At 39.0% G+C, this 22903-nt stretch carries 23 protein-coding genes, 1 pseudogene and 1 riboswitch; of the genes and pseudogenes, 11 read left to right on the top strand and 13 right to left on the bottom strand.

Annotated elements, in window-relative coordinates; all coding sequences use genetic code 11:
* Positions 1-2: 2 nt before the first annotated feature.
* From ACFVSW_RS12440 to ACFVSW_RS12415, 6 genes and pseudogenes are all read right to left on the bottom strand, one after another.
* Entirely contained in the window at positions 3-1208 is a 1206-nt protein-coding gene (locus tag ACFVSW_RS12440) for a hypothetical protein (RefSeq protein WP_387316293.1), read from the bottom strand.
* A 295-nt stretch (positions 1209-1503) separates the two neighbouring features.
* Positions 1504-1590: pseudogene (locus ACFVSW_RS12435) on the bottom strand (CAP domain-containing protein); the annotation flags it as partial.
* A complete protein-coding gene (locus tag ACFVSW_RS12430; protein WP_387316290.1) occupies positions 1580-1726 on the bottom strand; it encodes a tetratricopeptide repeat protein in 147 nt (48 codons plus the stop codon). The gene ACFVSW_RS12430 and the pseudogene ACFVSW_RS12435, both read right to left, overlap by 11 nt.
* Positions 1713-3149 (bottom strand): aldehyde dehydrogenase family protein, encoded by a 1437-nt coding sequence (locus tag ACFVSW_RS12425; protein WP_387316288.1) that lies wholly within the window; start codon positions 3147-3149, stop codon positions 1713-1715. Before ACFVSW_RS12425 ends, ACFVSW_RS12430 begins: the two co-directional genes overlap by 14 nt.
* Before the next feature lie 33 nt (positions 3150-3182).
* Positions 3183-4817, bottom strand: a complete 1635-nt coding sequence (locus ACFVSW_RS12420; RefSeq protein ID WP_387316286.1) for an acetolactate synthase large subunit — start codon at positions 4815-4817, stop codon at positions 3183-3185.
* A gap of 338 nt (positions 4818-5155) precedes the next feature.
* Complete coding sequence (locus tag ACFVSW_RS12415; protein ID WP_387316285.1) at positions 5156-6340, bottom strand: sulfite reductase subunit alpha; 1185 nt, start codon at positions 6338-6340, stop codon at positions 5156-5158.
* A 187-nt stretch (positions 6341-6527) separates the two neighbouring features.
* A riboswitch (SAM riboswitch) is annotated at positions 6528-6629 on the top strand.
* 81 nt (positions 6630-6710) lie between these two features.
* Here ACFVSW_RS12415 and ACFVSW_RS12410 point away from each other — a divergent pair.
* Together ACFVSW_RS12410 and ACFVSW_RS12405 are read left to right on the top strand one after the other, a co-directional pair.
* A complete protein-coding gene (locus ACFVSW_RS12410) occupies positions 6711-7832 on the top strand; it encodes a 5-methyltetrahydropteroyltriglutamate--homocysteine S-methyltransferase (RefSeq protein ID WP_387316283.1) in 1122 nt (373 codons plus the stop codon).
* Between the two features lie 57 nt (positions 7833-7889).
* A complete protein-coding gene (locus tag ACFVSW_RS12405) occupies positions 7890-8687 on the top strand; it encodes an AIM24 family protein (RefSeq protein WP_387316281.1) in 798 nt (265 codons plus the stop codon).
* Between the two features lie 467 nt (positions 8688-9154).
* Here ACFVSW_RS12405 and ACFVSW_RS12400 read toward each other — a convergent pair whose 3' ends face one another.
* The 4 genes from ACFVSW_RS12400 to ACFVSW_RS12385 all read right to left on the bottom strand — a co-directional run bounded on the left by ACFVSW_RS12400 (position 9155) and on the right by ACFVSW_RS12385 (position 12405).
* Entirely contained in the window at positions 9155-10015 is an 861-nt protein-coding gene (locus ACFVSW_RS12400) for an alpha/beta hydrolase (protein WP_387316279.1), read from the bottom strand.
* 312 nt (positions 10016-10327) lie between these two features.
* Positions 10328-11266, bottom strand: coding sequence for an SDR family NAD(P)-dependent oxidoreductase (locus ACFVSW_RS12395; protein ID WP_387316278.1), 939 nt, complete (start codon positions 11264-11266; stop codon positions 10328-10330).
* A 55-nt stretch (positions 11267-11321) separates the two neighbouring features.
* Complete coding sequence (locus tag ACFVSW_RS12390) at positions 11322-11891, bottom strand: TetR/AcrR family transcriptional regulator (protein WP_387316276.1); 570 nt, start codon at positions 11889-11891, stop codon at positions 11322-11324.
* Positions 11892-12213: 322 nt separating this feature from the next.
* On the bottom strand, positions 12214-12405 hold the full coding sequence (locus ACFVSW_RS12385) for a hypothetical protein (RefSeq protein WP_034723466.1): 192 nt from the start codon (positions 12403-12405) through the stop codon (positions 12214-12216).
* Between the two features lie 261 nt (positions 12406-12666).
* On the opposite strand from ACFVSW_RS12385, the gene ACFVSW_RS12380 reads away from it, so the two are divergent.
* From ACFVSW_RS12380 to ACFVSW_RS12370, 3 genes are all read left to right on the top strand, one after another.
* Complete coding sequence (locus ACFVSW_RS12380) at positions 12667-13815, top strand: glycosyltransferase family 4 protein (protein ID WP_387316274.1); 1149 nt, start codon at positions 12667-12669, stop codon at positions 13813-13815.
* Positions 13816-13865: 50 nt separating this feature from the next.
* Positions 13866-14858: a metal-dependent hydrolase gene (locus ACFVSW_RS12375; protein WP_387316272.1), complete on the top strand. Its 993-nt coding sequence runs from the start codon at positions 13866-13868 to the stop codon at positions 14856-14858.
* A 367-nt stretch (positions 14859-15225) separates the two neighbouring features.
* Positions 15226-15609: a hypothetical protein gene (locus tag ACFVSW_RS12370; protein ID WP_387316270.1), complete on the top strand. Its 384-nt coding sequence runs from the start codon at positions 15226-15228 to the stop codon at positions 15607-15609.
* Positions 15610-15613: 4 nt separating this feature from the next.
* Here ACFVSW_RS12370 and ACFVSW_RS12365 read toward each other — a convergent pair whose 3' ends face one another.
* Positions 15614-16114, bottom strand: coding sequence for a hypothetical protein (locus ACFVSW_RS12365; RefSeq protein ID WP_387316268.1), 501 nt, complete (start codon positions 16112-16114; stop codon positions 15614-15616).
* Positions 16115-16301: 187 nt separating this feature from the next.
* Between ACFVSW_RS12365 and ACFVSW_RS12360 the strand changes: the two genes are divergently transcribed.
* Complete coding sequence (locus tag ACFVSW_RS12360; protein WP_387316266.1) at positions 16302-16502, top strand: hypothetical protein; 201 nt, start codon at positions 16302-16304, stop codon at positions 16500-16502.
* Between the two features lie 3 nt (positions 16503-16505).
* Positions 16506-16790 carry a hypothetical protein gene (locus ACFVSW_RS12355; protein ID WP_387316264.1) on the top strand — a complete coding sequence of 95 codons (285 nt, stop codon included), beginning with the start codon at positions 16506-16508 and terminating at the stop codon, positions 16788-16790.
* A gap of 75 nt (positions 16791-16865) precedes the next feature.
* Here ACFVSW_RS12355 and ACFVSW_RS12350 read toward each other — a convergent pair whose 3' ends face one another.
* Together ACFVSW_RS12350 and ACFVSW_RS12345 are read right to left on the bottom strand one after the other, a co-directional pair.
* Positions 16866-17114, bottom strand: a complete 249-nt coding sequence (locus tag ACFVSW_RS12350) for a hypothetical protein (RefSeq protein ID WP_066082834.1) — start codon at positions 17112-17114, stop codon at positions 16866-16868.
* Positions 17115-17232: 118 nt separating this feature from the next.
* Complete coding sequence (locus ACFVSW_RS12345) at positions 17233-18210, bottom strand: Rieske 2Fe-2S domain-containing protein (RefSeq protein WP_387316262.1); 978 nt, start codon at positions 18208-18210, stop codon at positions 17233-17235.
* A gap of 313 nt (positions 18211-18523) precedes the next feature.
* On the opposite strand from ACFVSW_RS12345, the gene ACFVSW_RS12340 reads away from it, so the two are divergent.
* The 4 genes from ACFVSW_RS12340 to ACFVSW_RS12325 all read left to right on the top strand — a co-directional run bounded on the left by ACFVSW_RS12340 (position 18524) and on the right by ACFVSW_RS12325 (position 22783).
* Positions 18524-19867 carry a uracil-xanthine permease family protein gene (locus ACFVSW_RS12340; protein WP_387316259.1) on the top strand — a complete coding sequence of 448 codons (1344 nt, stop codon included), beginning with the start codon at positions 18524-18526 and terminating at the stop codon, positions 19865-19867.
* A gap of 247 nt (positions 19868-20114) precedes the next feature.
* Entirely contained in the window at positions 20115-21416 is a 1302-nt protein-coding gene (locus ACFVSW_RS12335) for an NCS2 family permease (protein WP_387316257.1), read from the top strand.
* Positions 21417-21720: 304 nt separating this feature from the next.
* Positions 21721-21990 carry a CD3324 family protein gene (locus ACFVSW_RS12330; protein ID WP_387316255.1) on the top strand — a complete coding sequence of 90 codons (270 nt, stop codon included), beginning with the start codon at positions 21721-21723 and terminating at the stop codon, positions 21988-21990.
* Positions 21991-22132: 142 nt separating this feature from the next.
* Complete coding sequence (locus ACFVSW_RS12325; protein WP_387316253.1) at positions 22133-22783, top strand: FusB/FusC family EF-G-binding protein; 651 nt, start codon at positions 22133-22135, stop codon at positions 22781-22783.
* Positions 22784-22903: the final 120 nt, after the last annotated feature.

The following is a 22903-nucleotide window of genomic DNA, read 5'->3' as shown; positions in this document are numbered from 1 at the left end:
ATTTACAAAAATTTCACAAAGATGCCTGCTAGTATAACCGATACAATCGTAACGGTGATGAACCCGCCGACCAACATTGGCGGAAGCATGCGGCTTGTCAGCATCTCTTTTTCTTTCTCATCAATTGTTAATGATTTGATTACTTCGTTTGTGATGATGTAATCAGCGGGAAATCCATATAAGGCTGTTAAGGACACTGCGAATGCCATTTCTTTGCTTACTTTCAGGATTTTACCTGCAATAAAGGAGAAGATGTACATTCCGATTACACCAATCACAATTGTACCCACTAGCGGATAAATAATTTCCAACATCATGCTTGGTGTTGCTTGTTTTAACCCATCAAATACAAACAGCATAAGACCCATTAAGGCAAAACCAAATGCATTTGCCTTTTGCAAGACTTGCTTCTCCAGAAAACCAATGCTTTTTGCAATAATCCCAAACAATAAGCAAAGAACAAACGGGCTAATGGAAACAATAGGTGCCAATAGAGTGGAAACCAAGTAAGCAAGAAAAGAAACTAAAGCAAGTCTAAAAAACTTAAAGTACTCGGTGTTGTATTTTTCAGGCAGCTTTTTAAATAGCTTAAGCTCCGGTTTAGCTGATTCAACTGATGCTGCTACTTCTGCAGCCGCTTCCGGTTGGCCTTTAACTGCCATATCTCCCTTGCGATATTGGGTAAGAAGTCTTTTCCCTTCTTTTTTCAACATGATTGAGGTAAGTGGATATCCTGCAAACCCCTGCATAACGTAGATGACGATAGCGAACACCGATAGGGATGCGAGGCCCGCTTCCTTGGCCCCCTCAGACATAATCAACGCCGATACTACACCGCCAACCAATGGCGGGATGGCAACAACAATTGTTTCAAACCCATAAATAAAGGTTCCAATCCCAAACAATAGTGCAATAATCCCTAAAATCCCCGAAAGGGCAATGACAATGGTTTTCCATTGTTCCTTCAATTCCTTTAGAGAAAGCAATGTTCCCATATTCGTAATAAGGAGGTACATCAGCATGGTTGCAACAACCGGCGGTATCCCTGCTACTGAAACGATTTCCTTAGGAAAGAATGTCCAATAACCAATAAGAAATAAAACGGCTGAGATAAAGATTGATGGCACCCAGGCTTTGGTTCGTACCGCTACCCAGTCCCCAATTAATAGAATAAGTACGACAATGACTAAAGCTAGCATTTGTGACATAACGATTACCTTCACTTTCTATGATGTATTTTTTCGTGTTACGAAGGTTTAATTTATATTAAGATAGTAATATAGTTTTATTATTCTGTCAATTGCAACTATTAAAATTTTTCTTGCAATCGTTTTCAGAAACCTTTTTGTTACCAAATTCAATAATTCATTATTTAAAAATAATATTAAAATTTTTAATATAAATGATAAAATCCCACCATTACACTTCGGAGACAAAAGGACTATCAAGAATTCATGAAACAAGAAAGGCTTGAGGATCACTTTCCTCAAGCCTTTCTTGTTTTTATTTGCCTATAAACTCCTGTGTCCAATAATTCCCTTGTGAGACATAACCCACACCAATATATTTGTAGTTCGGGCTAAGAATGTTCTTGTATCGAGAGATATTCCTGGCGAATTTGTTGGTCGTTAGGGTCTAGTCTGACTGCATTTGTTACATATTCAATTGCTTGGTCAAGGTCTCCTCTTTCTTGGGCAGCCCAAGCTAAATACCTAACTGTAATCACTAATTTTAAAACTAATAAACTTTTGCTCCATCATTTCATCCATTGCATATTTGACACCTTCTCTTCCAACCCCGCTATCCTTCCAGCCGCCATACGGCATGTTGTCAATCCGATAAGTTGGAATATCGTTCACAATGACTCCGCCTGTTTCCAGGCGTTGCGCTGCATAGAATGCTCGTTCAATGCTTGGTGTAATGATTCCTGAATTCAGTCCGTAGCGGGAGTCGTTTGCCTCATTAATCGCATCATCCAATGTATCGAATGGGGAAATGCAGACGATAGGGCCAAATACTTCAAACCGAGATACTTTTGAATCACGGTTTACATTCGTTAATACAGTTGGGGCCATAATATTGCCTTCCACTTTTCCGCCGCATTCAATTTTTGCGCCTTCATTTACTGCCTCATCGAGCCAAGCTTGCAACCGTTCACGGGATTTCTTTGAAATAACCGCGGTAATATTGGTTTTTTCATCAAGAGGTGAACCGATGACAAGCTGCTTTGTCCTGCTGACAAATCGATCCAAAAATTCTTGATATAATGATTGATGGACATAGATTCTCTGGATAGAAATACACACTTGGCCATTATAGGAAAAAGCCCCCATGACACTGCGTTCGATTAATTTATCAATATCGACACCTTCATCAATGATAAAGGGTGAATTCGATCCAAGCTCAAGTGTGAGTTTACGAAAACCTGCCTGCTGTTGAATAATATGCCCAACCTCAACACTTCCCGTAAAAGTCACCTTTTTAACATAAGGATGTGTCGTTAGCACCTCACTCAAAACATCCCCTTTTCCTGGAATGATGTTGAGCACGCCATCCGGAAGTCCTGCTTCTTTAAACACTTCGGCAAGATATAAAGAGCTTAAAGGAGTTTGTTCAGCAGGCTTTAAGACAATCGAATTCCCGGCAGCTATCGCTGGCCCCACTTTGTGCGCCACAAGATTAAAGGGAAAATTAAACGGGGTGATGGCTGTCACCACACCCATTGGTGTTCGGGTAGTAAAGCCAAAGCGATTCTCCCCGCCTTCAGCCGCATCCATTGGAATTTGTTCACCATAATTACTCTTTGCCGCCTCTGCTGCGAACCGATACGTTTGGACGGTCCGGACGATTTCCTCACGGGCATTCCGGATCGACTTTGCCCCCTCCAAAGCCATGATTTTCGCACACTCTTCACTTTGTTCCTCCATGATTGTTGCCACTCTAGCTAAAATTTTGGCGCGGGCGTGTGCCGGATATCCCCTAAATTTTTGAAAGGCAGCATTTGCCTCGACAACCGCCTCGACAGCATCAGCCGGTTCAGCCTGTCCGATTTGAGCCAACTCTTCATTAGTATGGGGGTTAAATAATGGCTCATACGTTTTCGCCTCGCGCCATTTTCCGCCAATCCACAATTGCCATTTTTTCTTCACTTTCCTTCCTCCATCCTGTTAGGATTAACCCGCTTATAGTCTGCAAATATAATCACCAAGTGTTTTCGACAGTTTCACATTTTCTGAATAATCAACATCGACATCAATTAACACAATCTCATTACTTGAAATGGCCTTTTCTAGGGCCGGTAACAATTCATCAGAATGGGTGACTTTAATCCCTTTCACACCAAAGCTGTCAGCAAACTCTAAAAAATTAGGATCAGTAAATTCAATATCAGCAGAGCGATTAAATTTATTCAGTTGTTTCCACTCAATTAAACCAAATTTTGAATCATGGAAAATGATCACGACAAAGGCAAGTCCGAGCCGTTTGGCTGTTGCCAGTTCAACACCATTCATAAGGAAACCGCCATCACCTGTTACAGCAATTACCGGTTTATCTGGGTAAACAAGTTTTGCCGCAATGGCACCAGGCACGGCAATCCCCATAGAGGCCCAGCCATTCGAAATAATGGTATGATTCGGCTTTTCCGGCTGATAAAGCCGCGCAATCCATAATTTATGTGCCCCCACATCAGAAATGATAATGGCCTCGCCTTTCTCAGCCATTTTCAAATCAGCAATAATTCTTTGCGGTTTAACAGGGCTTCCTGATAACCCATCAGATGCATGAAGTTTTTCAACTAACTGTGATTTTAACTTTTTTACTTCCGGCCACAGCTCCTTTTTTTCGACTAGAAGGCTTAAGGCTTCAATTCCCTCTTTTACATTACCGACTAATTCCGCTTCGAGAGGATAGTAGGCATCCACTTCTGCAGGAAGACTATCAATATGGATAATTGGATTCATCGCCTCATCGTTCCAATATTTTGGCAAATACTCAACAAAATCATATCCGGCGGTAATAATGAGATCGGCTTGGTCAAAGCCGCAAAGCACATAATCTTTTGCCTGCATTCCAACGGTATAAAGTGTTAATGGATGATTAGAAGGCAAAACGCCTTTGGCCATAAAAGTATTTACGACCGGGATATTTTTGGCTTCGGCAAATTCCCTTAATGCCCCAGAGGCTCCATCACGAATTACTCCATTTCCGGCTAATATAATTGGCCTTTTCGCATGGTTAATCGCTTCTGCTGCCTTTTTGATTTCACTTTCTGTTGGCCGCGAATTTGGCGGTGGTGTGACTGGAAGCGGCTTCCCCTCTGTATCTGTCATGGCAATATCTTCTGGAAGCTCAATATGAACCGCACCTGGTTTTTCAAGGACGGCTTGTTTAAATGCTTTACGGGTAATTTCGGGAATGGTATGTGCTACGCGAATTTGCTGATTCCATTTCGTTACTTTTTCAAAAACGCCAATAATATCGACATACTGATGTGATTCCTTATGAATTCGTTCCAGACCTGCCTGACCCGTAATCGCAACAACTGGCGCATGGTCAAGATAGGCATCACCAATACCGGTTAATAAATTTGTTGCCCCTGGTCCAAGAGTTGCCAAACAAACACCGGGTTTTCCCGTCAAACGGCCATAAACATCAGCCATAAAAGCAGCGGCTTGTTCATGATGAACAAGAATTAGTTCAATGTCTGAATCAATGAGAGAATCAACAAAATCAGTATTTTCTTCACCTGGGATTCCGAATATATATTTAACGCCTTCATTTTCTAAACATTTTACGAACAAATCTGAGGCCTTCAACTATACTCCTCCATTTCTTTTGTTTCATAAGGCTTAGCATAGTTTTCCTTTGAACTTTTAAATTATGCAATGAATCCAGTTATACTGCTGGATAAAATTTTTTATATACGAGGAAATTGAAACCAAATAAAAATCCAAAATGGATAGAGGAACAATGGTGAAAACGAAAAGATACACATTATCGAAGGAATGGGAAAATTTTCATAAAACAATTAGGGGATAATATCGTGTTAGAGGGAAATTGCCTTTGCACATCCGTATTACGAGTTTGGTTAATGATTAAAAAAACCCTTCGACCTGACCGGACGAAGGGTGCTGTAGATTTTTACTCTTACCTTTTAATATACGTCACGTTGATAACGCCCTTGCTTCTGCATATCTTTTAGATACGCCTCTGCTGCATCGCGACTCATCGCTCCTTCTTTTTCAATCACATTAATAAGCGTTTCATGGACGTCTTTCGCCATATATTCCTTATCCCCACAAACGTAGAAATAAGTGCCTTTTTCAAGCCAATCAAACAGTTCTTTACTATGTTCAAGTATTTTATGTTGAACATAAACCTTTTGAGCTGTGTCTCGGGAGAAGGCAGCGTCTAGTTTTGTCAGTACCCCATCTTGTTGATATTTTTCCAACTCATCTTGATAAAGGTAGTCAGAGTCCGCATGCTGGTCTCCAAAAAATAGCCATGACCGGCCTGTTGCATTATTCACTGCACGTTCTTGTATAAAGGAACGGAATGGTGCTATACCTGTCCCAGGTCCAACCATAATAATATCATTTTCATGAGACTCTGGTAGATAAAAGTGTTTATTTGCTTGAACAAAGACTGGAAGCGTATCTCCTTCTTTTACACGTTCAGCACATAATACAGAGCAAACCCCTTTACGTACGCGTCCATAAGCTGTGAAACGCACAGCTCCGATGGTTAAATGAACTTCATCTGGATTAGCAGTAATGCTGCTTGCAATCGAATAGAGGCGCGGCGTCATTTTCCTTAATAAAGAAACGATTTCTTGTGCTGCCGCATTCCATGGGCCGAATTCACGTAACATATCAAGCAAATCACGTCCATAGCAATATTCTTTCAGTTGGGTCACATTTTCAACCAGCAGAAGCTTTTGTAACTCTTCATTTTCTGTAAATGCAGCTGCCTGTTGTAAAACCTTTTTTGATAACAGTGTAATTTCAAAGTAGGTGGTCAGTGCTTCCTTTAGTGGAAGTGTCTCCCCTTGCTTATTGATGGTAACTACCGCATCTTCATCCCAGTGCATTCCCTCAAGAATGGACGCAACAAGTTCTGGATCATTGGAAGGGACTATCCCAAGGGCATCACCAGGGACATAAGAAAGGCCTGACCCTTCTAGTGATAACTCAATATGCCTCGTTTCTTTACTAGAACCGGCTCCGTTTATATTTATATTCTTAAGAATCTTTGCTTGAAAAGGATTTGTTCGTGAAAATGTTGTTTGAAGCAGTTTGTCCTTTAGGGCAGTTTTAGGGTTATCTAAAGTTATTTGCATATTTCTTAACCTCCAAAAGTGATACATATATAATAACATTGGCACGGGGAATCTGGTGTGACCTTTTTAACTTTTTTTCCCGGAGACCATTGGGACCAGTATATTAGTATTTCGTCATGATTTACTTCTTATTTGACAGAATAGTAAAACGAATGTAACGTAATTAATAATTAAATAGTTTAGAATACTCTTATCAAGAGAGGTGGAGGGACTGGCCCCGCGATACCTCGGCAGCAGACTTACGTTAGTACTGTGCCAATTCCAGGAGCGATTTGCTTGAAGATAAGAAGAGAACCAGTGCCGGTAATGATATCCTCTTCTTATTTATGAGAAGAGGTTTTTTAATTTTTAAAGAAAGAAGGAATTTAACATGATAAAGACAGCAGTGAAAGCACCATTTAAAGCCGATCATGTAGGCAGCTTTTTAAGAACAGAACCAATTAAAGAGGCAAGAAAAGCTTTTGCAAATGGAGAAATTGATAAAGATGCCTTAAAGACGATAGAGGATCAAGAAATTGAGAAACTTGTCCAAAAACAAATTGAAGTTGGCCTTAACTCCATCACAGACGGTGAGTTTAGACGTTCATGGTGGCACTTGGATTTCTTATCAGGCTTAGATGGCGTAGAAGAGTTTGAAACGGAATATATTAGTAACTTCCAAGGAGCGAAAACAAAAAATAAAGCCATTAAAGTCGTTGGTAAAGTAGAATTCAATGATCATTATATGTTAGAACATTTCAAGTTCTTAAAACAGGCAGTCGACCGCTATGGCGATGGCAGTCAAGTGGCTAAGTTCTCGATTCCAAGCCCTAATATGTTATTTACTAGAATTCAGGGGGATGAATATTATCACGATAACAGAGAACAGTTCTTTCATGATACAGTTGTAGCTTACCAAAAAGCCATTCAAGCCTTCTATGACGCAGGGTGCCGATATTTACAATTAGATGATACTTCTTGGATTGATTTTGTTTCGGAAGAACGGATTCAAGCAGTCGTTGAAAAACTTAATATGGAAGTACAGGATATCATCGAAACAAGAGTACGCTGTTTAAATGAAGCCATTTCTAAAAAACCTGAAGATATGGTTATTACGATGCATATTTGCCGTGGAAACTTCAGGTCTACTTATATAACTAGCGGCGGTTACGATCAGATATCTGATGCCATATTTGCTGATTTAAAGGTAGATGGACTCTTCTTAGAATATGATGACGGGCGCTCGGGAGATTTTGAACCATTAAAAAGCTTTAAACGCGCAGACCAAAAGGTTATCCTAGGATTAATCACTTCTAAATTCCCGGAACTAGAAGACCCTGATACGATTAAAGAAAGAATTAAACAAGCAAGCCAATCTATTCCCTTAGAAAACCTAGCATTAAGTCCTCAATGCGGCTTTGCAAGTACGGAGGAAGGCAACAATTTAACCGAAGAAGATCAATGGAATAAGATAAAACACGTCATTACTATTGCTGAAAGTGTTTGGGATTAAAACATGAGGAAAAAGAAAAAGATTATAAAAGAATGGATTTTTTAAGGAGAAATTGAGATGTCTGAAGCATACCAAGTGGTTAGTTTCGTCGAAAATCAAAATATAAAAATTGAGGTTTTAGAATATCAGAATTTAGGCGGAAATGATAATTTTTCTGTTGCTGAAAAGCTATATTTTGCGCAAAAATCAAATATTAAACTAAGACAAGTTAGGGTTACACTCAAAAATAGCTCCCTTACCGCTGAATCCGGTGCACTGCAGTTTATGAAAGGAAATATTACGCTAAAAAGTTTAGGAGGAACTGGTGCGAAAGGGTTTTTAAAAGGATTAGCCTCCAGTGTTTTAGCCAATGAATCCATGATTAAACCACAATACCAGGGCAGCGGGATTATTTACTTGGAACCAAGTTTTAAACACTTTATGATAGTAGAACTTAATAACGAAGAAATCATTGCGGATAAAGGTCTTTTTTATTGCTGTGAATCGAGCGTTTCTGTTTCTGTTCAGGCAATGAAAAATGTTTCCTCTGCCATTGCCGGCGGTGAAGGATTATTTCAAACAAAAGTATCTGGAAGCGGATTTTGCCTATTTGAAATCCCTGTTCCAGAAGAGGAACTGGTGGAGTTTGAACTTCAAAATGAAATGGTTCAAGTGGACGGGAATTTCACGCTTTTCCGGCTCGGAAACATTGATTTTACCGTTGAAAAATCAACAAAAAGCATTTTCGGCTCTGTTGCTTCCGGCGAGGGTCTGCTTCAAACATTTAGAGGTACCGGGAAAGTTATTATCGCACCGACATTACCCGTTTATGAAAAGTTAAGTCATGTTTTAAACATAACACCATCATCAAAATAAAAAACATAGAACGGTGCTAGTTCCCCGGTGTGATAATACATTCGCATCGAGGCTCTGGCACCGTTTTTATACTAAACTATTTTCTATATTAAAGGCTCTGTTATTATTCATTGTTAATTTTCGTGTAAGTTTGAGCATTCATAGGCGGAGAATTTCCGGCTAATGTCTATAGAAGAAGCTTAAGAAGTAGATATAAGCGGAGATATTCCGATTAACTTCTCAAACTTAGGCAAAATCCAGTGATTTGGCTAATATAAACGGAAAAACTCCCTTTATTTTTAAGGAAATATGGGTATTTCCCAAATTAAACGGAATTTTTCCGTTTATTTTTCAAACACAGTGAAATCAACATTCAGTTATAGAGCCATACAAAAAAAATCTTCATAGTTGGCGTTCCCAAAAACGGCCTTGTCCAATCCCTTCAACAAATTGGTGAATGTTCGCTTGTGTTAAATCGTAAACACCGGCTAACCAAACTCTCTGCAAGTAACCTTTTGTTGTTTATCAAGCTGTTGATCTAACCAGTCGACTAAATCGCTTAAAGACTTCTCTTTTCCTACTTCATCAAACGGACGATGCCTAGCTGAAGGGTATTCATATAGCTGTTTATCCGATGAGGAGACAAGGTTAAAGAAGTGGCGCAGCTTTGTCGGGGGAGTAATTTTATCATCCAGACCGTATTGCAATAGAATTGGCAGGGTAATCGACGGTGCTTTATTTACCACCCGTGATACCGCTTCGATTAAGCTGCGTCCTAAACCTGGGGTCACGATATTGTGACGTAAACTATCGGATTCGTATTTAGCCCGCATCGCTGATTTTTTCTTTAGCAATCGAATCCTGCCCGGTTTTTTGATACTATAGTCTGGTTTAATCTTACCCATTAGGCTTATACCTAAGTGCTCAAATGGTGTTACTTCATAAGAGATTGCAGGGGAAATCGCCATAATTCCTAAAATACCTGCACTATGTTCCAAAGCATACTCGAGAGTAATCAGACCGCCAATGCTATGTCCTACGATAAACAAGGGCAATTCGGGCTGATCGAGAGAAACGAGCTTTCGAAACTCGTGTAAATCTCCTCTAAATTCATCCCAAGACTGTATATATCCCCTTTTTCCAGCGCTTTTTCCATGACCGCGTAAATCAAAGGCATAAACAATATATTCTTTATCAACCAGGCTTGCACTAATATTTTGTAGCCCTCCGCTGTGGTCTCCATGTCCATGCACAACTATAACTGCTGCTTTTGGAGCCGTTAATGGTTCAATCACTCGAAAAAATAGTCCTATCCCATCGACACCATTAAATGTCCCTTCTGTTATCATTTCAAGTAATCCTCCTGATGCTAACGATTGTAAAAAATGTATTTGTCCTTGTCTAAAATACTTATCCCGCTTAGAAAGCTTGTTAAGTTCATTTTAGTATAAACCAATGCAAAAGTAACATAAAATAGGTGCCTGACTCCCGATGCGTCAAAGCTTTTACACACTGAGGATTAGGCACCAAATTTCAGCGTTTTTGCCATCAATTCTCGTAATTGGCGGATTCAATAACTGGTTTATATTTTAAAGTTGTTGGTATTTTCATATTTAATTGAAAGAAATTTTATTCTTTGCCATTCGTATTTCAATTGCCCATTAGTTTTCAGGGGAGGTCATATACTTCAGCGTTCTCTCCAAACCTTCTTTATAGGGGGTTCTGGGTATAGGACCAATATACCTTTCATATTTCTCTCCATCCAACACAACAGGCTCTTCATTTAAGTAGAACATTTCAACCACTTCACGCATACCCGCATTAAACAAACCAAGGAACCGAATCATATTTTTGGTTATGGTCGAAACCTTTTTATCATAATTTCGAATTTGTCTGAGTGTTTCAATTAATTCTTCGCCCGAAATGACACCATAGCTCGGGATATTCCAATTTTGCCCATAAGCTTCATCATTCAAGGCCAGGTTGATAATTGCTTTAGCACCATCAGGAGTGAAAATAAATTCTCTGGCAATCTTTTGGTCTCCAACGTAACGGGATTTCTTGTTCCTTACGATATCCTTTAGAGTATGGTGCAAAAGCGTGTTTTCCGCATTGGGCCCATAAAAGTCTGGAAAGTGGGCAATTAAAGCCGGAACAGCTGAATCTTTAATTGCTGTTTCTACTTGAAGACGGATTTTCCCTTTTTTCGTATGTGGGTTTTTCGGTGAAATTTCATCCACTTTCTTTCCGGTTGCTCTTCCATAGGCGTAAATATTATCAACGATAGCTAGTTTTACTGATTCCTCCCTAGCGACAGTCAATATATTGCTGACAAAACCTTGCAGTTTGGCTTCCCACTCTTCATACGGAATGTTCGCCGCGTGAAAAATGACATCTACACCTTTGGCGGCTTCCCGTAAATCGTCAAGCTTAAAGAGATCTCCTGGAAAAATCCTAACCTTGGAATCCGCCGCAAACGATTTTTCCAATTTAGACCTTGTTCGGGCAAAAGCAATCACCGAAATCCCTCTAGCCGATAATTCCTTCACAATCGAATACCCCATCCCACCTGATGCGCCTAAAACTAATGCCTTTTTCATAATAAAGTCCTCCCCCTCAATTAATTGACCACCGTTCAATTAAATTCAAAAAAAATTAATGAATTGATTTTAATAAAAAATCAGCATGAGCTTCAGCCAGGCCCCTTACCTCTTCATAGCTGTTCACAATCCGGCAATAGTGGGTGACAAACCCATGAAGGGACAAAAACAATAACCATATTTCCTGTACCTTTAACTCCTTCCCGCTTAAAAGGGAAACACTCTGGGCAAAGTTTTCGTAGCTCCTATTCCCCCCCTGATTGATAAAATTCCTGACTTCTTCATCCTTGATTAAAAACATAATCTCATAGTGACTTTGATGATTGAGACCAAATTGTATATATCCGACTAGAATTTGTTTAAGCTTTTCTTTTTGATCAAGTTTTTGCTTGAGTACATCATGAAGCTTTTGATCAAGCAGCTCAAAATGATCCTCCACCAAGGCATAAAATAACTCAGCTTTATTTTTAAAATGATAATAGATAGATCCATGGCTATAACCAAGTTCTTTCGCAATTTGCCTCATGGAAACATGCTGGTAGCCTTTGCTTACAAATAAGTCCCTTGCAGCATCCATAATCATTTCTCGTGTTAATTCTTTCTGGACAGACTTTCGCGGTGACATGTTCCTCCTCCTTAATTGACCACTGGTCAATTAAGATTATACTGTATTTTTCACCGTTTGTAAAGAATTTCCATTATATTTAAGTGGGGATTCTGGACGACGAAACTGTAAGAGTAAAGCAGCCATTAGAGACGCCATCCCAATTCATTTCGGATGATGAACTTCCATTTTAATAGGGTTATTTGTTCATAAAAGTGGTGCCTGACACCCAGCGTATAAAAGCTTTTAAAAGAACCCAGTGGGGCGGTTCTTGTGGTCCGACTAACCTTATTAAACCCTAGCGAAATCGTCCCAATATTTAACCTCAAAGCCTTAAGTAAGTCTACTTTTTTGGCTGGTCAAGTGCTTGGTAGGCTAACTGATACTTTCCCCCGTCAGCAACTTCTGAATGATACAAAGCCTTGAGAGCATTGTTTTTTTCAAGGCCGTGTTCTACTTTCAACTCTTTTAAGCGTGTATGCAATTCTTTATTATCCTTGATTAGCTGTTGCATTTGCGATTTTATATACTTCAAAATATTAATCTCCCTTCAGAAACCCAATTCGTTCCCCAAGTATAGCATTAATCAACTTTATTTAAAAAATCTTTAAAGACATATAAGTGGATTGAGTATACATAACTTTTACAATTGTTTAACAGTTCCTTAAGAAGATACGCCATAGTTATCTAATACAATAAAGAGGAACTTACATTAGCAGGGTTTATATGAGGAAAGCATTGAGGGATCAGTGCACAATTCTTGCGGCAGTATTAATCTGTTGAGGAGGAGAATGTTATGAAAATTGCTATTTTTACAGATACATTTTATCCGGATATCAATGGCGTGGCGAGAACTCTTAAGCACTTTACCAATTATTTAGAGAAACAACACATCACCTTTAAAGTCTTTGCACCTGATTCGAATTCTCATTCAAATGAATACATTTCGTCTTACATTTGCCGCTTTAAGAGCTGGTCCCTGTTCTTCTATCCCGAGTGCCGTCTGGCTTTTCCCAACCTGTTTCGGATTAAGGCTGAATTAGAAGCCTTTTCTCCCGATATCATCCATGTTGCTACGCCATTTAACATGGGACTTTGTGGTATCTACCTTGCCAAAAAATTATCGATTCCGCTAGTCGGCTCCTATCACACTGATTTTAACTATTACTTGAAATTTTATAACCTTCAATTTCTTTCAAAAATCCTTTGGAAATACATGAAATGGTTTCATAAGCCGTTTAAAAAATTATTCGTCCCATCACAGGAAACCTATACTCAGCTTCATCGCCGAGGGTTTACTAATTTAGAAATTTGGCCGCATGGAGTAGACTGTCAGCATTTCCATCCTTATTACGATAAACAATTAATACGCGAACAACACGGAATTACCAAAAAGCACCTTCTAACCTTTGTGGGTAGGTTGGCACCTGAAAAGGATGTCAAGACACTACTGGATGTGGCAAAGTCACTTCCAGCTGAGGTTAATGAGCAAGTTCAATGGTTAGTAGTTGGTGACGGTCCGTTAAGGGAAGAACTGGAGGCCACTTCTCCCGCAAATATGACTTTTACAGGATACCAAACAGGAATAGAGTTAGCTGAAATTTATTCCGCATCTGACTTATTTGTATTTCCTTCTCCCACTGAAACCTTTGGAAATGTGGTGATTGAGGCTTTGGCAAGCGGTACTCCCGCCATTACAGCTAATTCGGGCGGCGTAAAAAATATTATTCAGCCTGGGGTTACAGGTTATTTGTGTGAAACAGGTAATGCAGCAGAGTTTGCCGATGCCATCCTCAAGCTATTAGAAAATGACAGCCTGCTAATCCATTTTGGACAGGAAGGGAGAGATTATGCTTTAACACAAAACTGGGATACGATTTTTGACCATTTACTTTGGCATTATCAATCTGTTTTCGAGGAAACAAGTATACAAAAATTTGCCTGATTGCTAATGAGGTTTTTACCTATTAATAAATATGAGTAAGGGGTGGTTATGTGGATACTGCTTCGCATATCGTTATCGGATTAGGTATAGGAGCGCTTGCTCAAATTGATCCTGTTGTCTCTGATCAACTGGCTCTATCACAGGCAGTTATGATAGGTACTCTCATTGGTTCTAATGCACCTGATTTTGACTTTATCTATCGATTACATGGTAAAGGAAGTTATTTCCGCCATCACAGAGGACTGTCGCATTCCCTTCCCACACTTCCTTTATGGGCAATCCTGGTTTCAGGTTTCGTGTACCCTTTCTTCCCAGGGACGAATTTTCTTCATCTATTTTTATGGACGTTTTTAGCCGTCATTCTGCATGTTCTATTTGATTTATTCAATGTCCACGGAACACAAATCCTGCTGCCTTTTTCACGAAAATGGATTGCCTTTGATGCTGTTCCTTTAATGGACCCTTACATTCTAGCCCTTCATTTTCTAGGGTTTGGATTACTCCCCTTCTATCAATCTAGCGTAACCTTTTTGGCCATTTATCTATTTATTTTTTTATACTTGGGGATTCGGATTTTTTCAACGGCAGCGGTGAAACGGCACTTAAACAACCACTTTGTAAACGCCGTCCGGATCAAGCTAATTCCCCGAATCACTTTATTTAAATGGGATGTCATCATTGAAACGGATGTAGATTTCTTATTAGGTACCTATTCAGAAGAAAGTCTATCTATTGAACACACTTTTTCCAAAATAATTGAATATCCCGTGTTAGTTTCAGACAGTCGAAAGGACCAGTCTATTTCAGATTTTCTAGCTTGTACAACATATGCTTATCCATTTGTATATGTAAGAAAAAACGGTTTTTTGGTTTATTGGAAGGATCTCCGTTTTCGTACAAAAAAGTTTTTCCCTTACCTTGCCATCCAATTTATTTCCTCTGATTTAAAACGCAAGAATAGCTATATAGGTAAAGTAGTCTCTTTAAAACAATACAAAAAAGTAATACGAAACTTAACCAATACCTCTTCATCTATCAAATAAAAAGCAGATAGAAGATGACCATAGACATTGCATGATTCACTTATATTCTAAAACCAGGGGACAAGGAACTATCCCCTTGTCCCACACGCATTGGGGGTCAGGCACCGGATCACTATTGGCCATCATGGAAAATTTAAAGCGGCGGGGTCGGTTCCCCTCCGCTTTTTCTGCCTAATGTAACAGCTTTGTATATGACTTGATTGAAGGTGTCAGGCACTGGAATATGTCTACTATCCACCGCATAAATTAAAAAAAGGTGTCTTAAGCGATACGAAAAATGCAGCCTATACATAATCATGCAGAAAGCGGAAATGGACGGACTCCTATTGATTTTAAGTTCCCCCATATATCCGTTTGGAGGGAGTTTATGTTTAAATTTTTTTCTTTTAAAAAGAAACAGATGGAAAAAGAAAATAAAATAGACTCTCTTCTTCTCAATAAATTAGATCGAATTATTGAACTGCTTGAGCAAAAACAAAAAGAGGAGAATGGAAAAAACATTCAATTTGATCATGTCCAAATTGATTATTTAGAAAACATTATTTTCCGACTAGACAATCTAGAAATTGACGAGTTGAGCGGAAAACTTATTATTGGAAATAATATTGGAAGCACGGAAGACCTTTCCCACCCTTACATTTTAAAAATGGATAAAGAAAAGGCGAAGCAAAAGACAATGTCAGAAACTAACGAACCAGCTCAAAAAAAAATAACCAAAACAGCAAAAGGTTATCGTTTCACTAATCATTGAATTTTTACCTCAAATTTGCAATCTTAATATCTTGATCCTCCATTATGCCATCTATAAAATCTTGATCATTGTTTGTATTTACATTATTCAACAATTGATTTTGATTTCCAAATACAGCACCTTGTGAATAATTCACTTTTTCATTGGCGTCCATCCCCGTCACATGAGAATTTCCAAGGAATACAGAGCTATTTTGCTCCATCGTATTGACATTAACTGATCCAAGCGTGATGTTCGAAACATCTTCCTTACTAGGATTCCCAAATGAAATATTAATATCACGGTCATCAATGGGAGTATCGATAAAATCAGGATCATTTAGAATAGAGATATTGTGAAAAAGAAGATTAGACTGACCACTAATCCCCCCAATCACATTATTTTCTTTGCCATGGGTACTCCAGCCGATGGCATTATTTTCTTCCCCTATAAAAATACCAGATTGCCTTTGCATGGTTTGGACATTGATATCTCCGATAAAATTAAATTGTGACGAATTTTTCATATCCTGATCACCACGTTTCCGTTAAGATCTTGTTCAGGTATCGTTCTTATACACCTTTCCTTCTATTTAATGTACCTTATGTGTTTAGATCTAGGATGGTGACGATTGCCTAAGAAATAGCAAAGAAAGGTGTCAAACGCCCAAATCATTGAATAAGCTACTTAAGAAAGGAAAGGAGATCCTGCATATGATTGAAATGACATTCGGGAATATTACCGTAGACCAACTGAAAACAGCTGCCGGTATTTTCATTGGTGAAAAAAACCGAAACCAACATTTTTCTTGTGGAACGACGATAAACGAAGCAGTTGGAACCTTGTCCGGAAATGAAAATAAGTTAACCTATAATTGTTGGGTGAAAAACAAAGAAACATGGGAGGATGAATAGCTCATGTCTTCCCCCATTTTATCCCCGACCTTTCATATCGGGACCATCAAAATCGGGACCATTGAAGAAGCTTCTTGCTTTAGTATAGGAAACAATTTTATTGAAGACTTCCAAAGCAGAAAAAAACATAACCAGGGCTTAGGGAATATCCACGGAGATCGGAACACCTTTGATCATGCCACTGCCTCATTAACCAATTACGAGCGCGTTCCGAAGAAAAAGAAAGGAACCAAACAAGAACAAATGGAAGAAAAGGCCCAACAAGAAAAAACAACAAACCCCAATTAAAATAAGGGCTTGTTGTTTTTTTCTTCAATCCAAAACTGGACCAAATAGATGGATTGAGGTATATCGTTCAAATCATTATATATTCGGACCAAAATTTGGTTTAATATCATTGTCAAAGATTGCCCCGTCTATGACCTCAAAGCTATCTAAATTATTGACTAAGTTTCCGGCCTGCACATTTCCAAATCCATAAATACCCCCAAAGCCTAAATTATATTTTCTATTGGCGTCCATCCCGGTAACAATTGATTCACCAATAAAGATTGCTGAGCTGGGCTGTGGAGAGTTAACATTAAATATTCCTAAATTAATGACTGAAGGCACTCCATAGTCCTCCCCTTTTTTCACATTCTTTTCTGTAATCCATCTTATGTTATAAATTTACTTCTGTGAAAGTGGGGAATTTGGACAGCTTTTTTTCAGGTTTGGGTTCCACTAAAATTTATTCAGTGCCAAGGATAACGCCGAGTTTTTTTAAATATTGTCGATAGGCAATACTCATCCGATCACATTTCAATGAAAGTTCTACTTGTAAATCAAGAGGTAATTCCTCCGGTTTCTGGTTTTCGACGATAGGCTTGTCCTGTGCGAAAATCATATCTTGAAACTCTATAATTTCCTGGTCACTTGTACCAGTTTCATAGTTAAACGACATAATTCCATAGGCAATGGACTTACATTCAGCAATTGGAAGGATCGTTAGCAGTATCGTCATCTTATTCTCAGTATCCGGGTCTCTTTTAGTGAAGAGAACCGTCAGTGGCCGTATGATTTCATAGGTATAAAAAACATCCTTAGATTGTCCGGTGCCATCCGGGTCTGGCTGAAATACGGCGATTTCATCAGAGTAAATCCTGTCTGCTATCGTATGAACATTATAATCATTAATAACTGGATGCTCCTGGACCCCAAGAAATCCTTCATGTATAAAGGAAAGATGACCAACATCAAGAAAGTTCTCGACGATTCTTGGTGGATTAGCATTTACTTCCTGTGGTCCCCACAATACATTTCTGTAAATAGCATCGGAATATTGAGGATATGAGAAGAATTCTGGATTGTTATTATTAAGATTAATCCATACAAATCCATACGCTTCTTTACATAAATATTTTATTGCCTTTGCTTTTAAAGGAATCGACCTTCCTTCAGGGAGCTGTGGAATTTTTGTACATGTACCTTCAGAATTATATTCCCAGCCATGGTAAGGACATACGAGATTTCCGTCTTTCACGCAGCCTAGGGAAAGTGCAGCACCTCGATGAATACATAAGTCCTTAAAGGCATGGATGCCTTCTTCATTTCGGAAGAGGACAATCCTCTCACCCATTACCGTAACTTGCATTGGCTCTTCTTTCACGTCATCTATCTTACAAACAACGATCCAATCACTGCGTAAAACGTTATCTTCCAATATCATTTTGACCTTCCCTTCATTATTCCTATGATACCTATATTCTATGAAGCCGTTAATAAATAGTCAATAAAAACACGAACAATTATTTAAATTTTATTTTTAATATACGTATTTTTAATATTTACATCTAGGTAATCCTTCTTTATAATGCAAGTATAGTTTTAACTAAATCGATAGTGATAATCAAATTACAAAATGATAAAAATTAGCGAAAAACACCTAAAGATCCACTTGTTTTTAATGATCAAATGCTATTTTTTCTTGTATTCCGGTTGGTTATTTTTAAAATATATATTAAATGGAGGGGAATATTCCCGTGGAACAAAGAGGGCAAAACACGAACATTGTTGTAAACATCGATGAAAAAATTAGTTGGGGAAAGGCCTTTTTGCTTGGTATGCAGCATGTACTTGCGATGGATCTGTATATTGCTCCAATCATCATTGCTGGATTGCTTTCGTTAGATTCGATGAATACTACGTTTTTCATTCAAATGTGTTTTCTAGCAGCAGGACTTGCGACACTTATTCAAACAATTGGCGGCCTGCGATTGCCGGTAGTTCAGGGTCCCTCATACGTCCCGATAGGTGCTTTGGCCGCAATTGGAGGCAAGCTGGGATTGGGAGCCGTTTTTGGGAGTCTTCTTCCTGGTGCATTAATTATTGCAGTCCTTGGATACCCGTTAAAATGGTTTGCTAAAGCTGTTCATAAAATTATCCCGCCGCTAGTCGGAGGAACAGTTATTGTCATTGTAGGGATCTCATTAATGCCTAGTGCCTTTACTAGCATTTATAGTGCACCTGGAAACGTAGGGCACAATGTATTAATTGCGTTTGTTTCTGCTGCAGTGTTAATCATTTGTATTCTTCTTGGACGAAAGAAAAAAGGGTATGGCACATTTTTCCGCTTAGTTTCTGTCATCCTTGCCATTATTGCTGGAACCATTACTGCTTCACTTTTTGGAACAATTGATTTCTCCTCTGTAAAAGAGGCATCTTGGATTTCCTTTCCTAGTTTTTTTCCATTCGGGAAACCTATATTTAATTTACAAGCTATATTAACAATGATATTTATCTATTTGGTTATCTTAATTGAGACCACCGGGACATGGTTCGTTGTATCAACTGTAACTGGCAGTGAATTAGATGAAAAGAGATTGAACCGAGCATCTGTCGGTGAAGGAATTGGCTGTTTCGTAGGTTCGCTTTTCGGAGGAACACCTATGACTGGGTATTCCTCCAACGCCGGAATCATTGCTATTACTGGAGTAGCAAGCAAAATGGCAATCATCAGTGCTGGTATTATTCTAGTCGCATTGGGCTTAATCCCTAAATTATCAGCTGTTATTACATGCGTTCCTGAACCAGTGATCAATGGAATTTTCGGTGTCGTTTGTGTAGCAATTGTCATGAACGGATTAAAGGTAATCCAGAATGTTGTCATTGATGACCGCAATATGATGGTAATTGGGGTACCTATCCTATTAACAGTTGGTACTATCGTTCTTCCCAAGGAAATTCTAAACGGCGTCCCGGACTTTGCAAATTATATCTTATCTTCCGGAACAGCTGTTGGGGCGATCGCTACGTTAATTCTAAATCTAATCATCCCACAAGAACGAAGAAAAACAACCTCAACAAATCAAGAATCATTAACATAGTCAGAAGTATCCACACTAAAATGGATCTTAATTTCCTTTAAATCAAGGCGAACAGTTTCAGATACTGTTCGCCTTGATTTATTTTGTCCTTCAGGAAAAGGTGCCTGACCCCCAGCGTAAGTTAGGCACCTCCATAATAAAAGCCATCAAATTGGGTAAAATAACATTTAACTATTGAATTTTCATCTAAAAACGAATAATATATATAGGTTCTTAAAAAATAGTTCGTATTTTGGAGGAAACATTGATGTTTAAGTTAAAAGAAAATCAAACAAATACAAAAACGGAATTAATTGCCGGAATCACAACCTTTTTCACCATGGTATATATTGTGGTTGTTAACCCGATTATTCTCTCTGATGCAGGCGTTCCGTTTGAACAAGTTTTCACAGCGACCATTATTGCCGCTGTTGTTGGTACACTTTGGATGGCGCTTTTTGCCAATTACCCCATCGCTATCGCTCCGGGAATGGGACTCAACGCTTACTTTGCCTATTCCGTTGTCGGAGCTCATCAAGGAATCACCTACCAAACGGCCTTTGCTGCTGTTTTTGTTGCTGGGATTATCTTTGTCATTTTATCGTTAACTACGTTTCGGGAAAAATTAATGGAAGCAATCCCAGAAAACCTGAAACATGGGATCACGGCAGGGATTGGCTTATTTATTGCTTTTATCGGCCTGCGCCTTACAAAGATTATCACGGCTCATCCGACTAATTTAGTCACTTTGGGAGACCTTCACTCCCCAGAAGTAATTCTGGCGCTTGTTGGACTAGCCGTCACCCTTGTATTAATGGTACTTGGCGTGAATGGTGCCTTATTTTTTGGAATGGTTATTACGGCCATAATCGCCTACTTTACCAACCAACTTTCCTTCGACAAAGGATTTATGTCAGCACCTTCCCTTCCCGTGGGACTAATTGTTGCCAATCCAATAACGGCGCTGACAGATGTCATTCAGCACAGCCTTTATACCGTTGTATTTTCGTTCATTCTTGTCACGATTTTTGACACAACTGGCACCATGATAGGTGTCGCGAATCAGGCAGGGTTAATGAAGAACGGCAAATTACCGCGTGCCCGCAAAGCCTTACTTTCCGATTCGATTGGTACTACCATTGGCGCAATGTTTGGCACGAGCCCGACAACTGCTTTTATTGAGTCTACTTCAGGCGTCGCAGCCGGCGGCCGGACTGGTTTAACTTCGCTTACAGTTGCAATTCTGTTTATTCTATCAGCCTTCTTTGGGCCGCTCGTTGGCGCAGTATCTGGTCTTTCTGCGATTACCGCACCAGCTCTCATTATTGTCGGCAGCTTAATGATGGGCAGCATCTCAAAAATCCGTTGGGACAAACTTGAAGAAGCCTTCCCGGCATTCTTAATTATTCTAAGCATGCCGCTCACATCTAGCATTTCAACGGGAATCGCCCTCGGTTTCATTAGCTACCCGCTGCTAAAGGTAGTCAAAGGAAAATGGCGTGAAGTCCATCCACTGCTTTACTTGTTTGCGCTGTTGTTTTTTTATCAACTGGCATTCCTGCAGCATTAAAAAAACGGTGCCTGACCCCAGCGTGTTAAAGCTTTAACGCGATGGGGGTCAGGCACCTTTTATTATGGTAACGCCACAATTAATGGAAAAATGATATAATACAAGCATTAACGTTAACGGGGGTGCTTACAGTTGGAGAATCACTTAAGATTGTCTGGTACTACTACTACTCATGCAAAGCCTATTAATAGAAAGGCGATACTTTGCATGGGGCGAAATAATTAATTATATCGCTGAACAAGCTTTTCTACTATTTTGGCTTTGCACCTTATTTTTCAAAAACTAAAATAAGGAGCGGGCAAAATTGAAATATATTAATGCGAACAAAGTTTTACCTGAGAAGCTAATCGTGGAAATCCAAAAGTATGTCCAGGGGGAAACCCTTTACATTCCTAAGCCGGAAACGGAGTATCGGAAATGGGGAACCTCAAGTGGCGGAAGACGTCTGCTTGATCGCCGTAATGCTGCCATTAGAAATTCTTTTATTAGCGGCAGCAGTATCCAGCATTTAGCCGAGGAATATTATCTCTCAACCGAAACCATTAAGAAAATTGTTTATTCACATAAAAAGTAGGCGAAACAGCACTGGTGAAATCCTTCATCAGTGCTGTTTTATGTAAAAAACGTTTCACAGTTATTTTCTCCATTTTATAAGCTTGCCGTACTCTTTATAATAAGTGTAAAGAGGTACGGCAAAATGATAGGAGATAAACACAATGACCGAAAAATTTATTAAAAACGAACAGTTAAATTTTATAAAAAAACAGATCGCTTTCATTAAGGACAGCACCAAAAAGAATGTAGCCCCAACCGTTTTGGCAACTGTGATTGACTTAGCCAATGCCAAAATCTTGGACCTCTTTCCAAATGCAGCATTGGATCAACAAGAAATGCTGGATCTTTCCAGACTGAAGACAGATGCCGAGTATGAGGAATATATCCAGCGTCTTTCTGCCTTTTTGCTGCCATTTCCAAAAATCACCGAGCAGCAGCTGAAAAAAATGTTTCCGAAGAATAAAAAATTAAAGCTGCCTGATTTATCAAATATAGACCACAGCATGCTGACCTATTTAAGCTGGAACGATCTAAGCTCTAATAAAAAATTAATTGTATATGAGCTAGATGGAAAAATGGTCGGCATTGAATGTAAATTTTCACCGACTAGTAAAAAAAATATTTGTTCCTTCTGTAATTGTTTTAGCGAGGTTTCCTATTTTTCCACAGTAACAAAAGAGAAAAAACATAAAAACTCGGACTATTACAGGGCCATCGGCAATCTTATTTGTACCGATAGCAGCGAATGCAATAAGAAAATAACCGATACCGAATATTTAACAACTTTTCTAAGAGACTCACTAGGAATGTAAGTGGCAAAAGGAATAAAAAGTAAAAAGGTGCCTGACCCCTATCGCGTTAAAGCATTAACGCAACGGGGGTCAGGCACCTCTTTTATTCGTCTAATTCTTTTTACCTTTGTAGAATGCTAA

Origin of the sequence: Neobacillus sp. NPDC058068 (genome assembly GCF_042885335.1) — a bacterium.
Taxonomy (GTDB): domain Bacteria; phylum Bacillota; class Bacilli; order Bacillales; family Cytobacillaceae; genus Neobacillus.
Note: the sequence above shows the minus strand (reverse complement) of the source record. Positions and strands in the feature narration are given on the sequence as shown.

What these genes read in the sequence shown, in the direction of transcription:
- ACFVSW_RS12440 (WP_387316293.1), bottom strand. Translation starts at nt 1,208, where the DNA reads ATGTCACAAATGCTAGCTTTAGTCATTGTCGTACTTATTCTATTAATT.
- ACFVSW_RS12415 (WP_387316285.1), bottom strand. Translation starts at nt 6,340, where the DNA reads ATGCAAATAACTTTAGATAACCCTAAAACTGCCCTAAAGGACAAACTG.
- ACFVSW_RS12410 (WP_387316283.1), top strand. Translation starts at nt 6,711, where the DNA reads ATGATAAAGACAGCAGTGAAAGCACCATTTAAAGCCGATCATGTAGGC.
- ACFVSW_RS12405 (WP_387316281.1), top strand. Translation starts at nt 7,890, where the DNA reads ATGTCTGAAGCATACCAAGTGGTTAGTTTCGTCGAAAATCAAAATATA.
- ACFVSW_RS12400 (WP_387316279.1), bottom strand. Translation starts at nt 10,015, where the DNA reads ATGATAACAGAAGGGACATTTAATGGTGTCGATGGGATAGGACTATTT.
- ACFVSW_RS12395 (WP_387316278.1), bottom strand. Translation starts at nt 11,266, where the DNA reads ATGAAAAAGGCATTAGTTTTAGGCGCATCAGGTGGGATGGGGTATTCG.
- ACFVSW_RS12390 (WP_387316276.1), bottom strand. Translation starts at nt 11,891, where the DNA reads ATGTCACCGCGAAAGTCTGTCCAGAAAGAATTAACACGAGAAATGATT.
- ACFVSW_RS12380 (WP_387316274.1), top strand. Translation starts at nt 12,667, where the DNA reads ATGAAAATTGCTATTTTTACAGATACATTTTATCCGGATATCAATGGC.
- ACFVSW_RS12370 (WP_387316270.1), top strand. Translation starts at nt 15,226, where the DNA reads ATGTTTAAATTTTTTTCTTTTAAAAAGAAACAGATGGAAAAAGAAAAT.
- ACFVSW_RS12365 (WP_387316268.1), bottom strand. Translation starts at nt 16,114, where the DNA reads ATGAAAAATTCGTCACAATTTAATTTTATCGGAGATATCAATGTCCAA.
- ACFVSW_RS12360 (WP_387316266.1), top strand. Translation starts at nt 16,302, where the DNA reads ATGATTGAAATGACATTCGGGAATATTACCGTAGACCAACTGAAAACA.
- ACFVSW_RS12355 (WP_387316264.1), top strand. Translation starts at nt 16,506, where the DNA reads ATGTCTTCCCCCATTTTATCCCCGACCTTTCATATCGGGACCATCAAA.
- ACFVSW_RS12345 (WP_387316262.1), bottom strand. Translation starts at nt 18,210, where the DNA reads ATGATATTGGAAGATAACGTTTTACGCAGTGATTGGATCGTTGTTTGT.
- ACFVSW_RS12335 (WP_387316257.1), top strand. Translation starts at nt 20,115, where the DNA reads ATGTTTAAGTTAAAAGAAAATCAAACAAATACAAAAACGGAATTAATT.
- ACFVSW_RS12325 (WP_387316253.1), top strand. Translation starts at nt 22,133, where the DNA reads ATGACCGAAAAATTTATTAAAAACGAACAGTTAAATTTTATAAAAAAA.